At 53.0% G+C, this 16,894-nt stretch carries 13 protein-coding genes; all 13 read left to right on the top strand.

Annotation, left to right across the window (positions count from 1 at the left end):
- Nucleotides 1–30 precede the first annotated feature (30 nt).
- The 13 genes from tssC (at nt 31) to B3041_RS16205 (ending at nt 16,675) form a co-directional block, all read left to right on the top strand.
- The gene (gene tssC, locus B3041_RS16265; RefSeq protein WP_292977488.1) at nt 31–1,578 is read left to right on the top strand and encodes a type VI secretion system contractile sheath large subunit; all 1,548 of its coding nucleotides are present in this window, start codon (nt 31–33) and stop codon (nt 1,576–1,578) included.
- A gap of 14 nt (nt 1,579–1,592) precedes the next feature.
- Complete coding sequence (gene tssK / locus B3041_RS16260; protein WP_292977240.1) at nt 1,593–2,930, top strand: type VI secretion system baseplate subunit TssK; 1,338 nt, start codon at nt 1,593–1,595, stop codon at nt 2,928–2,930.
- The gene (gene tssL / locus B3041_RS16255) at nt 2,927–3,577 is read left to right on the top strand and encodes a type VI secretion system protein TssL, short form (RefSeq protein ID WP_292977238.1); all 651 of its coding nucleotides are present in this window, start codon (nt 2,927–2,929) and stop codon (nt 3,575–3,577) included. Before tssK ends, tssL begins: the two co-directional genes overlap by 4 nt.
- A complete protein-coding gene (locus B3041_RS16250; RefSeq protein ID WP_292977236.1) occupies nt 3,577–5,223 on the top strand; it encodes an OmpA family protein in 1,647 nt (548 codons plus the stop codon). Before tssL ends, B3041_RS16250 begins: the two co-directional genes overlap by 1 nt.
- Nucleotides 5,224–5,242: 19 nt before the next feature.
- Nucleotides 5,243–5,734: a type VI secretion system tube protein TssD gene (gene tssD / locus B3041_RS16245; RefSeq protein WP_292977234.1), complete on the top strand. Its 492-nt coding sequence runs from the start codon at nt 5,243–5,245 to the stop codon at nt 5,732–5,734.
- Between the two features lie 486 nt (nt 5,735–6,220).
- Nucleotides 6,221–8,827, top strand: a complete 2,607-nt coding sequence (tssH, locus tag B3041_RS16240; protein WP_292977232.1) for a type VI secretion system ATPase TssH — start codon at nt 6,221–6,223, stop codon at nt 8,825–8,827.
- Nucleotides 8,828–8,832: 5 nt separating this feature from the next.
- A complete protein-coding gene (locus B3041_RS16235) occupies nt 8,833–9,474 on the top strand; it encodes a hypothetical protein (RefSeq protein ID WP_292977230.1) in 642 nt (213 codons plus the stop codon).
- A gap of 407 nt (nt 9,475–9,881) precedes the next feature.
- The gene (locus B3041_RS16230; protein WP_292977228.1) at nt 9,882–12,416 is read left to right on the top strand and encodes a type VI secretion system Vgr family protein; all 2,535 of its coding nucleotides are present in this window, start codon (nt 9,882–9,884) and stop codon (nt 12,414–12,416) included.
- A 2-nt stretch (nt 12,417–12,418) separates the two neighbouring features.
- On the top strand, nt 12,419–13,678 hold the full coding sequence (locus B3041_RS16225) for a lipase family protein (RefSeq protein WP_292977226.1): 1,260 nt from the start codon (nt 12,419–12,421) through the stop codon (nt 13,676–13,678).
- Between the two features lie 7 nt (nt 13,679–13,685).
- The gene (locus B3041_RS16220) at nt 13,686–14,456 is read left to right on the top strand and encodes a hypothetical protein (protein WP_292977224.1); all 771 of its coding nucleotides are present in this window, start codon (nt 13,686–13,688) and stop codon (nt 14,454–14,456) included.
- Nucleotides 14,449–15,219: a hypothetical protein gene (locus tag B3041_RS16215; RefSeq protein ID WP_292977222.1), complete on the top strand. Its 771-nt coding sequence runs from the start codon at nt 14,449–14,451 to the stop codon at nt 15,217–15,219. Before B3041_RS16220 ends, B3041_RS16215 begins: the two co-directional genes overlap by 8 nt.
- Before the next feature lie 25 nt (nt 15,220–15,244).
- Entirely contained in the window at nt 15,245–15,511 is a 267-nt protein-coding gene (locus B3041_RS16210) for a PAAR domain-containing protein (protein WP_292977220.1), read from the top strand.
- A 3-nt stretch (nt 15,512–15,514) separates the two neighbouring features.
- On the top strand, nt 15,515–16,675 hold the full coding sequence (locus B3041_RS16205; RefSeq protein ID WP_292977218.1) for a hypothetical protein: 1,161 nt from the start codon (nt 15,515–15,517) through the stop codon (nt 16,673–16,675).
- Nucleotides 16,676–16,894: the final 219 nt, after the last annotated feature.

The following is a 16,894-nucleotide window of genomic DNA, read 5'->3' as shown; positions in this document are numbered from 1 at the left end:
TCTCCTCTTAACGGACTAATACGAGAGACAATCCTGATGTCAGTTCAGAATGAAACCCTGTCTGCGGACCGTGCCGCCGTGCCGCAACGTCCGGCAGCAGAGGGCGTTTACGCCTCGCTGTTTGATAAAATCAACCTCAATCCGGTCTCTGAGCTCAGCGATCTGAACGTCTGGCAGGATAGTCAGGCGCTGTCAGACGCCTCGGCCGATGAGCGCGTTACCGCGGCCATACAGGTGTTGCTTACCCGCCTCAAAAGCAGCGACACACAGGTTGAGAAACTCGACAAGCATCTGCTGGATCACCACATCGCCGATCTTGACGCGCAGATTAGCCGCCAGCTGGATGCAGTGATGCACCATGAGCGGTTTCAGAAGGTTGAGTCGGTGTGGCGCGGCCTTAAATCCCTGGTAGATAAAACCGACTTTCGCCAGAACGTGAAGCTTGACGTGCTGGACATCTCAAAAGATGACCTGCGCCGGGACTTTGAAGATGCGCCGGAAATAGTCCAGAGCGGTTTCTATTTGCAGACCTACGTTGCCGAATACGATACGCCAGGTGGTGAGCCGATTGGGGCGGTCATTTCAGCGTATGAGTTTGATGCCTCCGCACAGGATATCGCGCTGCTGCGCAATATCTCTAAAGTAGCTGCCTCTGCGCATATGCCGTTTATCGGCTCCGCAGGCCCGGCCTTCTTCCTGAAAGACTCAATGGAAGCGGTCGCGGCCATTAAGGATATAGGCAACTACTTTGACCGCGCTGAGTACATCCGGTGGAAAGCTTTCCGCGATACCGATGATGCCCGCTACATCGGCCTGACCATGCCACGCGTGCTGGGCCGCCTGCCATACGGTCCCGACACTGTACCGGTACGCAGTTTTAACTATGCAGAGGAAGTGAAAGGCCCGGACCACGAGAAATACCTGTGGATCAACGCCTCGTTCGCCTTTGCCGCTAATATGGTGAAAAGCTTTATCAGCAACGGCTGGTGTGTGCAAATTCGCGGTCCGCAGGCGGGCGGCGCAGTGGACGACCTGCCTATCCATCTTTACGATCTTGGCACCGGCAACCAGGTGAAAATCCCGTCAGAGGTGATGATCCCGGAAACCCGCGAGTTTGAGTTTGCGAACCTCGGCTTTATTCCGCTCTCGTACTATAAGAATCGCGACTACGCCTGCTTCTTCTCGGCAAACTCCACGCAAAAACCGGCGCTGTATGACACGCCTGACGCGACGGCAAACAGCCGTATCAACGCCCGCCTGCCCTATATCTTCCTGCTGTCACGTATTGCGCACTATCTCAAGCTGATTCAGCGCGAAAACATTGGTACCACCAAAGATCGCCGCCTGCTGGAGCTGGAGCTTAATAACTGGATAAAAACGCTGGTGACCGAGATGACCAATCCCGGCGACGCGTTGCAGGCTTCGCATCCGCTTCGCGATGCGAAGGTAGTGGTGGAGGACATGGAGGACAATCCAGGCTTTTTCCGCGTGAAGCTGTTTGCGGTGCCGCACTTTCAGGTGGAAGGCATGGACGTCAACCTGTCGCTGGTATCCCGGATGCCAAAAGCGAAAGCGTAAGGCGGCTAACCGGAATGAAAATTTACCGTCCGTTATGGGAAGAGGGCGCGTTTCTGACGCCGCAGCAGTTTCAGCAGCAGGCGATGTGGGACGCACATGTGGCCGGCGCAGTAGCAGGTATGATGCTGGCACATCCGTGGGGCGTGCTCTGTGCGGAGTTTGATGACGGCGCGCTGGCACTCTCAAAACTCAATGCGACACGCATTGCCGTCCGCTTTACCGATGGCACGCTGGTTGATACCCGCCTGGCTGATGCGCTTCCGCCAGTCTGTGACTTAACAAAAGTCGCGGACCGGAATGTTGTGGACGTGGTGCTGGCATTGCCGCTCATGGACGCAAGCGGCGGTAATCTGGAAAACGGTGCGGAGAGCGAGCGTCCGCGCCGCTGGGTTGCCGCCCGGGAGCGCGTGCAGGACCTGGCCGGTCATGAGCTTACGGAGATCGCCGTGCAGCGTTATGCCCTGCGTCTGCGGCTGGCGCATCAGGAAAACGCAGCGTACCTGACCTGTCCGGTCGCCCGTCTTGAGCGTAACGCGCAGGGAGAATGGGTGCGTGACACTGCGTTTATCCCGCCCGTGCTGGCACTGGCTGCCAGCCCGGCGCTGGTTGCGGGGCTGGGCGACCTGCTGCACCGCCTGCAGGCGCGGCGTCAGCATCTGATGCAATTGCGCCGCGAAAGCAATGAGCGTATGGCGGATTTCGCCGTTTCCGACGTTTCCCTGTTCTGGCTGCTGAATGCGCTGAACAGTGCCGAGCCGGTATTGATGGAGCTGTATCACGCTCCATCGCGTCATCCTGAACTGCTTTATCGTGAGCTGGTGCGTCTGGCGGGCAGTCTGCTGACGTTTTCCCTCAGCAACACGCCGGATGACATCCCACGTTACCGGCATGACCTGCCGGAGCAGGTTTTCCCGCCGCTGTTTGCGCTACTGGATACGCTGCTGGAGGCGAGTCTGCCTTCCCGCGTTATCGCCATTGAGCTGGAGAATCAGGGCGTGCTGTGGAAGGGAAAGCTGCACGATGCCCGTTTACGCGAAGGAGCAGATTTTTATCTCTCCGTTCGCTCTTCGCTGCCAAATCACGAACTTCAGGCGCGTTTTCCGCTGCTGTGCAAGGCTGGCAGTCACGCTGACGTTTCTGAAGTGGTGAATATTGCCCTGAGCGGTATGACGATCCGCCCGTTATCCCATGTGCCTGCGGCTATTCCGCTGCGCCTTGAGAACCAGTACTTTGCGCTGGATCTTTCAACGGATGCGGCGAAAGCGATGCTTGCCTCTGGCGGCTGTACTTTTTATACCCCGGAATCGCTGGGTGAGCTGAAGCTGGAACTCTACGCGGTGCTGCGCTCATGAGTGATCTTAACAGACTGATTGAAAGACTGTTTTTTCAGGGCTGGCTGATGGTGAGCCAGCTGCGATGCGGGCAGCAGATTGAAAACGGGGACGCGCTTTACCGCGAGGCCGTTAACTGGGTAACGTCAGCCCGTGAAGCGCTGTCAGAGGCCGGAGTCAGTGAGGCCAGCTGCGACCATATGTTGTATGCCTTCTGCGTGTTGCTGGACGAGGCTGTGCTGAACCGGGATACGCAGGATGATGGCTGGGCCCGCTGGAGCCGTGACCCGCTGCAGGTCCGTTTTTTTGGCTCCCTGAACGGCGGTGAGGCGTTATGGGATCGCATCCGTACCGTACTGCATCAGCCAGCACCGGACGTCACCGTACTGACCTGCTTTTATCGCACCCTGCAGCTGGGTTTCGTCGGGCATTATCGCGCCCAGGATGATGAGCGGCGTGAAGATGTGGTGAATGCGCTGGCGGCCCTGGTGCCGCCGTTTACGCTACCGGAAGATGCGCCGCTGGTTATCCGGCCCGCAGGTCTGCGTACCGGACGCCGCGTTTACTGGCTGAGCTGGATGATGGCTGTGATGCTGCTCGCCGGGCTCTGGTTCATGCTGGAGTCAGCGCTGGCAGATATGGTGTCGCACATTGCGGGGGCTCAGTAATGTTCCGACCCGACTCACGCCAGGGCCTGACGCTGCTAGGGAGCGGGCTCGCCCTGCTGCTGGCAGTGGAGTACTGGGGGCTGAAGCCGCTCAACAAGGCGATGTTCTGCGGGCTGATACTGCTGGTGGCTGCATATATTCTGTGGCGTCTGCGGCGCTCTGCCTCTGATGGTCACTCTGCTGCGGATGCCAGCCTGCCACCTGAAAGCTGGTGCCGGCCGGTGATCCTGGTGACAGGAGACACGGTTCCGCTGTTTGGCAATCGAAACCATCATGAGACCGGGCAGGGATGGTACCTGAACGTACGCCAGCCTGATGAGTTATTCGCGCTGGCAGAACGGCTGGCTCTTCACTCTCCGTCACTGCTGCCGCAGCTGTCAGTGATGCTGGCAGTTGTTCCCGGACTGCACGCCTCCGCAGATGTATTTACGCAGCAGCAGAGCGGGTGGCTGCGGGCATTTTTACAGTGCCGCCGCGTGCTGAACGGATTGCCGCCGCTCCGGACAGTGATATGGAGTTCATCCGGCGATGACGGTACATACTGGTTCAGCCTGACGGCCGAGCGTCCACAGTTGCAGTTTCTTCCGGAAAAGCGTGCCGGCCTGCCACTGAGTGAATGGGTGGCACAGAATGCGCGCTATGTTCACCTCGCACTCAGGCTGCAAAGCGTGATGCAGTGGTATGCGGGGCAGTTCGCAGCTTCGCACTCAGCGAGTCCCTGCCAGATCGGTCTCTGCCTGACGCCGGTGCCGGCGCTGGCGGACAACCTGTGGCAGCAGCATGTCGCCGGGCTGACCACGCTTGCACCTGAAAACACGGTATCCCCGCTTTCACTGCCGCTGCCGGATCGCCTTCTGTCCGGCATACCGCGGCGGTCGGGTGTCAGCCGCGGGCTACGTACGGTGCGTATGGCGGGCCTGATGCTGGGTCTGTTTCTGGCACTGGCCATGCTTTTTTCTTTCATTCACAACCAGCGCCTCATACGGAGCGTGACCGATCATCTTGCCCTGTGGCGCAGCCTGCCTGATGAGGCCACTGCGGCGAAAACCCTTGCGCGCAATGCGCTTATCCGCGACCGCACGCTGCTGGATGAGTGGCAGCGCAGCGGCGAGCCGGTGCGGTTTGGTCTGGGGCTCTATCAGGGCATGCGGCTGACCGTACCGGTGAATGCGGCCATTCACCGCTGGGCACCGCCCCCGCCGCCGGTGCCGGTTATTCAGCAGGTCGTACAGGGGCCACAAACGGTGCGCCTTAACAGCCTGTCGCTGTTTGAATCGGGCAGGGCCACGCTAAAAGCGGGTTCCGGCAAGGTGCTGATCAATGCACTGGTGAATATCAGGGCCCGGCCTGGCTGGCTGATTGTGATAGCCGGGCACACCGATAGCACCGGCAGGGCACGCAGCAATCAGCTGCTCTCGCTGAGACGCGCGGAAGCCGTGCGTAACTGGATGCGCGACACCGGCGACGTGCCGGAGAGCTGTTTTGCGGTGCAGGGTTACGGTCATGACCGCCCGGTTTCTGCCAACGACACGGCCGCGGGTCGCGCGCGCAACCGTCGCGTCGAAATCAGTCTGGTACCGCATGCTGACGCCTGTCGCGTAGCAGACGGACTCACCCGGTCATCACAGGATGATGGCCATTCTTAATCTGAAAAGGAGCAATACCATGGCAATTGCAGTTTATCTGTGGCTGAAGGATGACGGCGGTGCGGACATCAAAGGATCGGTAGACGCACAGAATCGCGAGGGCAGCATAGAAGTTATAAGACAGGAGCATGCTCTCTATCTCCCGACGGATAACAATACCGGCAAAGTGACCGGTACCCGCGTTCACTTGCCCTTTCAGCTGACTAAAGCGCTTGATGCGTCAAGTCCCTACCTCTATAAGGCGTTGACCACCGGTCAGACCCTGAAGTCGGCGGAATTCAAATGGTACCACATCAGTGAAGCAGGACAGGAAGCGAATTATTTCAGCACCAAACTTGAGAACGTGAAAGTGGTGAAGGTGAATCCGGTGATGCACGACATCAAAGATCCGACAAAGGAGAAGCACAACCATCTGGAGCACGTTGAGCTGCGCTACGAAAAGATCATCTGGACCTATAAAGAAGGCAACATCATCCACTCCGATTCCTGGAACGAACGCGCTACCGCGTAACTGATTCACCCTGCTCAGGGCGTTGTGTTCTGAGCACCTGCAAATGGAGGCTCGCTAACCGGGCAACCAACTGGCAGAAAGATCCGCGTTTCAGCAAGAACGATACGGAACGCCTGATTGAAAAAGCGTGTGCCATCGATTCTCAGCTTAATGATGCTTATTGCAGCGGTACGCTCAAGGTGATTGCCGGACCACACCGGAAAGCGGAACCACATGGCGGCGGTGATGCCCGCTGGCATAGGACACTGCAACCGGATACGGGCAGCTCCTGCTGGCACGTCATTCTGGATAACAGGGTCACCCGGCCAATTGATGTCAATAAAAGAGAGCACCCCGGTCACAGTTTTTAAACCCTAAGTGGCGATACCTGTCGCCATGTTCAGTGAGCGTTTTTGCACCATGCGCTCAGCCAATCCTGTTTTTAAGCCTTATGGGCCTCGGTGAACGGCCAGGGGCGGTAGCGTGCCTGAAACGGAGAGAAAATATATGGAACATGCGTCTGCAGCGCTGCTGCGCCGGCTTAACCCTTTCTGCGCGCGGGCGCTGGAGGCCGCCGCCTCGCTGTGCCAGACCCGCACACATGCAGAAATCTTACCTGAGCACTGGCTGCTTAAACTGCTGGAGCAGGGAGAAGGGGATATCACGGTCATCGCGCGTCGCTACGAGTGGGACATGGATGGCGTCTGGCAGGCTCTGCTGAGCTTTCTCGACGGTCAGCCCCGGCAGGTGCGTAGCCGGCCAGCGCTGTCGGCCCGCCTGCATCATCTGCTGAAGGAGGCCTGGCTTGCTGCCTCCATGGCCGGGGAGGAGCGTATCCGCAGCCTGCACCTGCTGCTCGCCATGGCCGATCATCATGCGCTGATGTGCTGTGACGCGCTCTGGCCGGTTCTTACCCTGGATCGGCCCCGGATAGCGGCGCTGCGTCCGCTGCTGGATGCTCAGTCGGATGAACGTCCGGACGCGGGGCCGCCGCTGATACCGGATATCACCGTTCAGCAGTCCGATCTTACCGGAGAAAAAAAATCCGCTGCCTCAGAGGCGCTGCTCCGCTTTACCCGCGACATGACTGCTGATGCGCGCGACGGAAAGATCGACCCGGTATACGGGCGCGATAATGAAATCCGCCAGATGGTGGATATTCTCTCCCGCCGCCGCAAGAACAACCCGATTCTGGTGGGCGAGCCGGGCGTGGGTAAAACTGCGCTGGTGGAAGGGCTGGCGCTGCGCATTGCCGAAGGCAACGTGCCGGAGAGTCTGAGCACGGTCAGCGTGCGCACGCTTGACCTCGGTATGCTGCAGGCGGGCACGGGCGTGAAGGGCGAGTTTGAGCAGCGCCTCAAAACCATCATTACTGAGATACAGCAGGCGGAGCAGCCGGTGCTGCTGTTCATTGACGAAGCGCACACCCTCATCGGCGCCGGTAATCAGGCCGGTGGCGCAGATGCGGCTAACCTGCTCAAACCCGCGCTGGCGCGTGGCGAGCTGCGTACCATCGCGGCTACCACCTGGAGCGAGTACAAGCAGTACTTTGAAAAGGATGCCGCGCTGGAGCGTCGCTTTCAGATGGTAAAAGTTGATGAACCGGATGATGAAACCGCCTGCCTGATGCTGCGCGGCCTGAAATCGCGTTATGCAGAGCATCATAGCGTACATATTACCGATGCCGCCGTCCGCGCGGCCGTTACGCTTTCCCGGCGTTACATGACCGGACGACAGCTGCCCGATAAAGCAGTCGACCTGCTCGATACCGCGAGCGCCCGCGTACGCATGAGTCAGGACACGGTGCCGGAGGCTGTCACGCAGTTACGTGCCCGTACGGATGCGCTGAACGTTGAAAAACGCGCCATTCTGGATGATGAAGCGCTGGGCGGTCCCGTTCAGGCAGGGCGGATGCATGACATTCTGAGCGAGCTGGCCCGCGCTGAAGAACGCCTTGAACAGCTGGAGCTGCGTTACCACGCCGAGCGCGAACTGATGGAGACGCTGCTGGCCTGTCGTCAGGACGCGACGCAGCACGCCAGACATGGCACGTTACACTCTGCCCTGCAGACGCTGCAGCAGGGTGAGCCGCTGATCACGCTGGACGTGGACGCGCGTACGGTGGCGGGCGTGATTGCCGACTGGACCGGCGTGCCGCTCTCTTCCTTAATGAAGGATGAACAGACGGCGCTGCTGACACTGGAAAAGACGCTGGAAGCACGCGTGGCAGGGCAGCCGGCAGCGCTGAACGCCATTGCGCAGCGGCTGCGGGCATCGAAAACCGGCCTGACCGATGAGAACGGGCCGCAGGGCGTGTTTCTGCTGGTGGGTACCAGCGGCACCGGCAAAACAGAGACCGCGCGGGCGCTGGCTGACACGCTGTACGGTGGCGAAAAGTCGCTGATCACCATTACCCTCTCTGAGTACCAGGAACCCCACACGGTGAGCCAGCTCAAGGGCTCACCGCCGGGCTACGTGGGCTACGGACAGGGCGGCGTACTGACCGAGGCAGTGCGCCAGCGCCCGTACAGCGTGGTGCTGCTTGACGAGGTGGAGAAGGCGCATCGTGACGTGATCAACCTGTTTTATCAGGTATTTGACCGGGGCTTTATGCGCGATGGTGAGGGGCAGGAAATTGATTTTCGCAATACGGTTATCCTGATGACCTCCAATCTTGGCAGCGACGCGTTAATGCGGTTCCTCAGTGAACAGCCGGACGCCAGCGAGGCGGACCTGCAGCAACTGCTGCGCCCGATTATCCGCGACCATTTCCAGCCCGCACTGCTGGCGCGCTTCCAGACGGTGATTTACCGCCCGCTGAGCCATGACACAATGCGTATCATCGTTGAAACGAAGCTTGAGCAGGTCAGAGAGCGCCTGCAGCGCCATTATGGTCTGCGCACGGATATCACAGACGCGCTGTACGATGCCCTCACCGCCGCCTGCCTGCTGCCGGACACCGGCGCGCGCAACGTTGACAGTCTGCTCAGTCAGCAGATTTTGCCGATTGTAAGTCAGCAGCTACTGCAGTATCAGGCCAGGGGGCAGTTGCCAGAGAGCATCAGTCTTGACTGGAATGAAGAGGGCAGTGTACTGATTGAATTCAGAGGCTGAAACGGATGAACAGCGCAAAGGAGATTGCCCGAAAAATGCTGGCTGTAATAAACGCCGATCGCGATGGAATAATGGTAGCGTTTACAAAAAGTTTTATTCGTTTACCCGTATCACTGGCTTATCTGGGATATGACTTTCTTGATACTGACAGCCGCAGTAGCCGTTTTGACGATAAAATCCGGTTTGCTGAGTTAATAAAAAACAGCTTATCAGAACAGGACGTTCTGCCACGTGCGATTGAAGTGTTCACAAACGAGTTTACTGACAGAATTGACAGATATGATGTTCTGAAAGCCATGGATAACGTATCCGCTACGGTAATAGGTGGGGCAACTTTTACATCACTGACAGGCGTCAATCTGGGAAAGGTATTGCTGAGAAGTATGCTCGGATCCATTATGTCTGGTTTTGCGATATCAGGAATTCTGACAGTTGGGGCCGAACAATCCAGGGCAATTTATACCTCACTTGCATTAAGGCAAAGAAATTTTGAGCGCTGGTATAAGCTTAAAAGCAGAGGGGATCTGGATTTGCTCTATTTCATTATAGAAGATGTTGTTGGGCCTTATGAAAAAGCATGCGATATTGCTGAATATAATCCGGAAGAGTTTAAGAAAATATGCAAATATTTCTTTGAGGGCTTATGAGAGCAAGACAGATAATATTATCATTTCTTTCCAGACTCATTCAGGGGCTGGGATCGGGGCTTTTTATTTCCGGCTCCGGATTTGCAATATGGTTTTTCTTCTTCTCCAGGGATTCGTGGAGAATAGGGTGGGGCGTATTGTCCCTGCTTGAAATTATTGTCGGATATATGCTGTACAGTTTTGCTATTAAGCGAATATTTGATGATACAACCAACTGGCATTAGAGAAAAAACGCAGAGTCCATGGTTGTACTCAGTTTAATATGCTGTGGTCTGCGCTAACTGGTTAAAGATTTTAGTAAATATTAATATCCTTCAGGTCAGTAAATAATACTGTTAATAACTCTGAGTTACTCTCTCTACCATCAGTGAGGGAGATAGAAATCCGTCATCACGGAGCGAATGATAATGATCCCGACTGATTTACTACAACGTGCAGCATCGGCAGTCTCCTCTACGCTTAATCGCTATTCTCTATTAATTCCATCCTGTGTCTCTCCGGTTGATGTGGAAAACCTGACCGGTACAGAGGGCATGAGCGAAAATTACCTTTACAGCGTGATGTTCACCAGTCCGGATAAAGACATCCAGCCGGAGCAGATGTTGCGCAAAACGGTCACGCTAACCATGCGAACCGGTTTACTGCCTGAATCTGAATCATATAAGGTTGTTCACGGTTATATCACCGATTTCCGCCGTCTGACGGGTTCCGCAGACCAGGTCAGCTATCTTATCGTCATAGAACCCCGATTCTCGCTTCTGGATAAACAATATCGTTCACACCGATTCTTTGTGAATAAATCCGTGCCGGAAGTGGTCAGTCAGATACTGGATGAGCATGGTTTTCAGGGGTGGGAATATGAATTCAGCCTGAAGCATGATTACCCCAAAAGAGAGCAGATTAACCAGTATCATGAGAGTGACCTGCAGTTTATACGGCGTCTGTTGTCGGAAACTGGCATTTTTTACTTCTTCACACTGCAGTCAGACACAAAGACTGAAGTCATCCGGTTTGGCGACGCGCAGAGCGCCTATGACGGTCAGAGGTCACTGCCGCTGAGCAATCCATCGGGTCTGAACGACAATGCTCAGGAGTCCATCTGGAACCTGAATATCACATATAACGTGGCTGAAGCGGGCGTCACCGCAAAAGATTATAACCATCGCGAAGCACACCGCGTGCTGCGGTCGGTGCAGGCAGACGTGACGCGAGGGGATGGTGAAAACATCTCTTATGGTCAGGTTTATCACTATTGCCCGCGCCACCCGCAGAGCGGCGATAAAGTTTATCCGGAACCTGAGACCGCCAACTTCTATGCCCGCCTCGACCACGAGCGTTTTCTTGCCCGACAGACGCTGATAACCGGGATATGCAATGACGCTTTTGTCAGCCCGGGACAGGTTTTGTTAATTACCGGGTCAGGCATAGCCACTCTGCCTGCACAGCTGCAGAGTCCTGCATTAATAACCCGTATCAGCGTCAGCGGGAGCCGGTGTTCAGCCTTTCAGTCCATGCTGGAAGCGGTACCTTACAGTGAAACCCTCTGCTGGCGTCCCGCTCTGCTTGCCCGCCCAAAAGTCAGCGGCACCATGACGGCGCGTGTGACCAGCGCGAAAGATAACGATATCTACGCCTGGCAGGACGCAGCAGGCTTATACCGCGTGGTGTTTGACGCCGATGAGGAGAGCCGGGAGCGCGGTCTGGAGAGCATGCCTGTTCGGCTGGCGAAACCCTACGGCGGCGATATGTATGGCTTCCACTTCCCGCTGATACAGGGCACCGAGGTAGCAATAGCGTTCCGCGAAGGCGATCCTGATCAGCCCTATATTGCTCATGCGCTGCATGATTCACGTCATGTCGATCACGTCACTGAAAAAAACAGCACGCGCAATGTCATCCGTACGGCGGGCCTGAACAAGCTGCGTATGGAGGATAAGCGCGGCGAGGAGCACATCAAGCTCAGCACGGAGTATGGCGGGAAAACGCAGCTGAATCTGGGACATAACGTCAACGCGAGCAGGGTTCTTCGTGGTGAGGGGGCTGAACTGCGGACGAATGACTGGGTAAGTGTGCGCGGTGGGAAGGGCGTATTGATTACTGCAGATGCGCAACCTGATGTCGGCAGTAAAATGCTTGAAATGGACAGCGCTGTTCAACAACTCGAACAGGCTCTTACCCTGGCAAGAAGCCTGCAGGCTGTAGTGAGAGGAGCGAAAGCAACCTTATCGGATATTGACAGCCAGAAGGCACTTAATAGTTCATTAAAATACCTGAAAATGCCTGGGGTGCTGGTTAGTGCCCCGGCCGGAATTGGTATTCTTAGTCCTGAAACTGTTCGCGTTGCTGCGGGTGGGGCGAGCATTGGCTTGATGTCCGGGAAAAACACGGATATTAGTGCCGGCCACTCTTTCACAGTCGCTGCTAGTGAGTCAGTGAGTTTGTTTGCACAGTCCTCTGGCATGCAGTTGTTCGCCGGAAAGGGTAAAGTTGATATCCAGGCGCAAGGAGACGCCATAGGGGTCTCTGCACTACAGGACATCAACATCACCAGTGGTCAGGGATGCGTAATGGTTAATGCCAGCCAGGAAGTGGTTTTACGTTGCGGAGGTGCTTATATAAAGCTTAGCGGCGGAAATATTGAGCTGGGATGCCCGGGGAATATTTTGTTGAAAGCTGCCAATGTTAATCAGACCGGACCTGCCAGTTTAGATACACTACCTGTGACTTTCCCGAAGGGGTATAGCGAAGGGTTTACCACAACGTCATCAGCCAGTGGAGCAGTCAAGCCTTTCACCACATATAAAATTACAACGGCTGAAGGCGATATCTATGCAGGAATTTCTGGTGCTGATGGAAAAACATCTCCCATATTTACGTCCATGCCCTCGCAGTTAAAAATCGAATATCCACGAAATATTGCCGATAGCCAAGTGGAAGAATAAAAATGACTACCACAGTTTCCTCACTTTGTCGCAAAAATCCATCTGCTCCCTGTAAAGAGCAAATGCCTTATTGGGTCGAATTTCAACTGGTTGATGAGCAGGGCGATCCTGTAGTGAATATACCATGGACTGTGGAAAGTACTCATCCTGTGTCCGGACCAGTTAATAACTTTATGTATACAGGTCAAAGTGACTCAGACGGGCTTATTCGCATTGATATGCCACATGGACTTGAGTTGAGGCTGACGTTAGATGGTAATCAACTGGCATTGGAAATGGAAAAACGCGCCTTACGCGTTAGTCGTGATGCGGAAAATGATTCTGTTGTGCGTCCTGAAGCTGAAGAGAAAGGGTATATCTGGCATTATGCTGTTATTGGTCAGCTTTGCCGGATGCTTCCTTCTGTTGAATTAAGAGATGGGGAAGTCTGGCCGCCATTTCATTTCCCTCAGAATAAAATTATGAAAGGGGTGGTAATAAAAACTAATCATCTTGAAAAGCGACATGTTATTGAAATATGCCCCTTCAGAGCCTGGGAGCTTGTTCTGCATCATCAAATATGTTATTCCATTGCGAATGGAATTAATCTTGGGGCAGCAGCCACACTAGCCTATGCAGATGACAATGCTCTGGATACGGTGTCAATTACGCGCTTTTTTATTAATCAGTGTCAGGATCTATCCCGCTTACCTCAGCTCTATAAAGAAGGCTCTGCATGGAGTACGCTGGTACAGGATGTTCCCTTTAGTGAACGGTATTATCCCCCGGTATTTATGGATACCTCACGGGATACTTCGCCTGAGGTGGCCAGGAATAATTCACAGGCAACAGCACATACAGGGATCGATACTGCTGCAACAAAGGCAGATGGTGATACACAGCTTTATTATGTCTATAACGCGAATAAGGTGATCGTTGCCTGGCGCGGAACGGCCAGTTTGTTTGATGTGGGGACTGATCTTGCGTTCAGACCGGTAAATACAAATTTATGCGATAAAGGTAAGGCGCGATGTACTAGCTTGCTGCCTGCTGGAAAAGTACATATCGGATTCTGGAGTGGGTATAATAGAGTTAATATGAAATTCGCTGCAGAATTTGTTAACTTAGAACGATTATCTGGTTCTCATGATTTATATATTTGCGGTCATAGTTTGGGTGGAGCGCTTGCATTAATTCACGCTACTTCATTAAAAAACAGCAATCCTCTCTTATATACTTATGGAATGCCGCGAACCTTTACCCGTGATGCCGTGATGCCGTGATGCCGTGATGCAGTTGTCGGAGATTACTCATTTCCGCCATGTTAATGATAACGACCCAATTCCTGCGGTTCCAGCAGAAGCTAATCTGGATAATGAACTATATAAACTCTGGGGATGGCTGGGGGGAACGCTCGGTTTTTTCTGGTCAGTAGGTGAACTTCTCGCTTACCAGATGGTTGCCTGGGGAGATTGCTTCTGGCACCACGGTAATACGGTGGCCTTTCTCACCGCCACCCAGAGCAGGGAGTGGAAAGAGTGCAAGAGAGACCTGCCAACGCCGGCAGGGTGTATTACCATCAGAAATTTACTACCCTTTAAGACTAAACTTTTCCTGGTACCCGCGCTGGCGGAACAGAAGATGCAGCAGGCCGGTCAGCAGCAGAAAGAGTTTAAAGCATCACTAATGCAGGCAGATCTCACTGACTTTTTTCCCAAAGGCAGTAACCCGGACAGAGGGATTAATTTAAATCTCTTTAATCACTTTATGACTTCCTATATGCCCTATATGTACAACAAAGTGCTAGAGCTGATTGATAATGCTGGCATAGTGGAAAAACGCACCTTTACTGAGCATCGGTACAACGTTGATTCATTCAGGGAGCAGATGGCAGAAAATAAAGATGGCATACCAGATAAAGAGTTAAAAAGAAATAAAATCTTTCTGGATATCGAAGAGCTCCTGGATGTATCACTTTCCCCTACGCTGTCTATGCCGTCTGGCAACGATACGCTTTTACGGTTTGCTCAATATGGAGAAGAGGTAATGGAAAATGTATAATAAATCAAAAATCATTCTGCTCTCGTTGGCGTTTTTTTCATTATCAGGGTGCAGCATAAATAGAGCTGCTAACAAAACGTTATCTCCACCGGCGGATACAAAATGGGTCAATATTGAAGTGAAAAACCCGTCTCAGTATACGAAACCGTTCCCGCTGGAGGTCAGATACATCTCGTATGAATGCATGAAAAGGAGAATCAGTGGCTTTGATGGCTCAGTTATCACGGAACCCAGCTATAACGTTATTGGGATCCCCATGCAGCAAGAGGGTGGGGATATCTGGAAAGCAAAAGTTGCTATGACTGGTGGTGGCTCGTGTAAATGGATGCTGAGTGCCGTAACACTTGGTATTGAATATATTGATGTAATGCACCTTGGCGAAGACTTGGTACCCGGTGCTGCTGTAGGAGTATCGCTTGCTTTTGATAACGATGCCTCCCGAAATGGACAATATAGATTCATTAAAGGGGATTTGAAAATATCGCACAAATATTACCCTTATATAACAGAGTGGAATATAAATAAAAAAATGAAAGATCTTTCTTTATATGGAAAGAGAACTTTTTTAAAATACAGGATTACTGATGGCGATAATATTCTATTTGAGCCTTTATTAGATGAAAGTAAAGTGATTAGATATGTTGAACCAAAAGAAAAAATAAAAGGTGTTTATCCTCAAATAATTTATCCGGACGGAAGTTTTGCTCCTGCAAGAACTCTCTTCCCTGACTTTGATAAAGTCGACAAAATGAAAATAAAATGATTATTTTTTCTATTGATAATGAGATATGGCAAAAGGTCTGATTTTACTTGGCGACAAAACGTCCCATGGCGGGAAAGTAATTACCGCTTCTTCCGCTATTACAGTCAATGGAAAAAAAGCCGCATTGGTCGGTGACATGGTGAGTTGCCCGGTTCAGGGTCATGGAGCAAATCCAATTTTAGAAGGTTTGCCGAATCGCACTTTCAATGGTCGTGCTGTTGTTGTCGATGGGTGCAAGTGCCAGTGTGGTTGTACGGTAATTTCAAGTGCGATGAACAGCACCGTAGGATGATAAATGGGCTGGGAAAGATCCAAACCCAAAATAACTGAGTTGCCACCTCAGCCGTCTTATTTTAGGTGGCTGGTGGCGGGTAGTGTTGCCACGGTTATGGGTATTTTGCTATTTATTCTACATGCATCAGGCATGATTAAGGCACAGGCTGTATTCAATATCTGGTGGATGGCATCCAGCCCGGTTATTGGCTGGTTTTTACTTTTTTGTTTTCGAGGATGGCTATGGGGTAGAGCAGTCAATGAACATCATTTTTTGCAGCAAGAAGCTGAATACGTACAGCATCAATGGGAAGTCTGGGCAGGACGTTATCTGGCTGTGCTTGGAAGCAGCATACTGCTGCCTTCTGGAGTGACCTCTGACGCCATTGTTAAATCAGACGCTGCGGATGCACCGCAATTTCTTTCACTCACCAGCCATTTTGATTCGCAATCGGCGACGTCCACCCTCTTGCTCGAACTGGCTCTGGCCGGTGTACAAAATGCAATTGCGATATTGCCTGCGACAGGGCGGTTCAACGTTACCATTGTGAGCGACATGATTTCGTCTGACTTCGAGACTCAGTTCCGCGAATCATGGGAAAAAACCTACCCCGGATATGCGATAACAGGCTCGGTTTCATGTTGTGAAACCCTTTCTTTTGCCTGGGTTGAAGAGCGCCTGAAAAATCCTGTTTTCGATATCGATTTGATTCTGATATTGCAGCATCAGGGAAATGAACATTATTCCGATGCACTCGCGACCATAATAGTGACCAGTGACGATGTTGTTGAAAAACACAACCTTTACCATTCTTCCCGCATATTGAGACCGATGCCGCTATGCATGCCAAATTTCAAGGCTGATATAGGTTTATTCCTTGAAACACAAACGATCGCCTGTCAGACGTCGAAAGTGTTTTGCGATTACGGGCACTGGAATGATTGTTTTGCTGATCTAATGACAGCGTCTCAATCACATCTGACACCGTGGGTGCCGCAGGAAATTGATGTACTGGAAAAATATAACGGTATTCCAGGAACCGGGAGCGCGTGGCTGTTAGCCATATTACTGGCCGATATTGTGTCTGTCAGCAACGAACCGGTTTTAGGGATGTTTACTTCAGGTAAAGAACGTTTTGTCAGTACTGTTACCCCAGGGAGTGAAAATAATGATGCCGGGTAGTGCATGGAGCAGAAAGGGACTTGCCGCCATAATAGCCTGCATCTCAGTAATTACAGTGGCCTTGATGCTTCATTTCGGCCCCTTATATGGCCTTAATACCCGGTTGTAGCAGATGCTCGCATTCGTTGCCGTATGGATAGTCTTGCTAATTCTTTTCTATACGTCATTTATGTTCAGATGAAGGTTTCGTACTTCATTATTAAAGATACGGTTGCTCCT

Source organism: Pantoea sp. UBA4549 (assembly GCF_002387285.1).
In the GTDB taxonomy this organism is placed as follows: Bacteria; Pseudomonadota; Gammaproteobacteria; order Enterobacterales; family Enterobacteriaceae; genus Pantoea; species Pantoea borealis.
The sequence above is the reverse complement of the archived record's forward strand: the minus strand, read 5'-3'. Positions and strand labels throughout refer to the sequence as shown.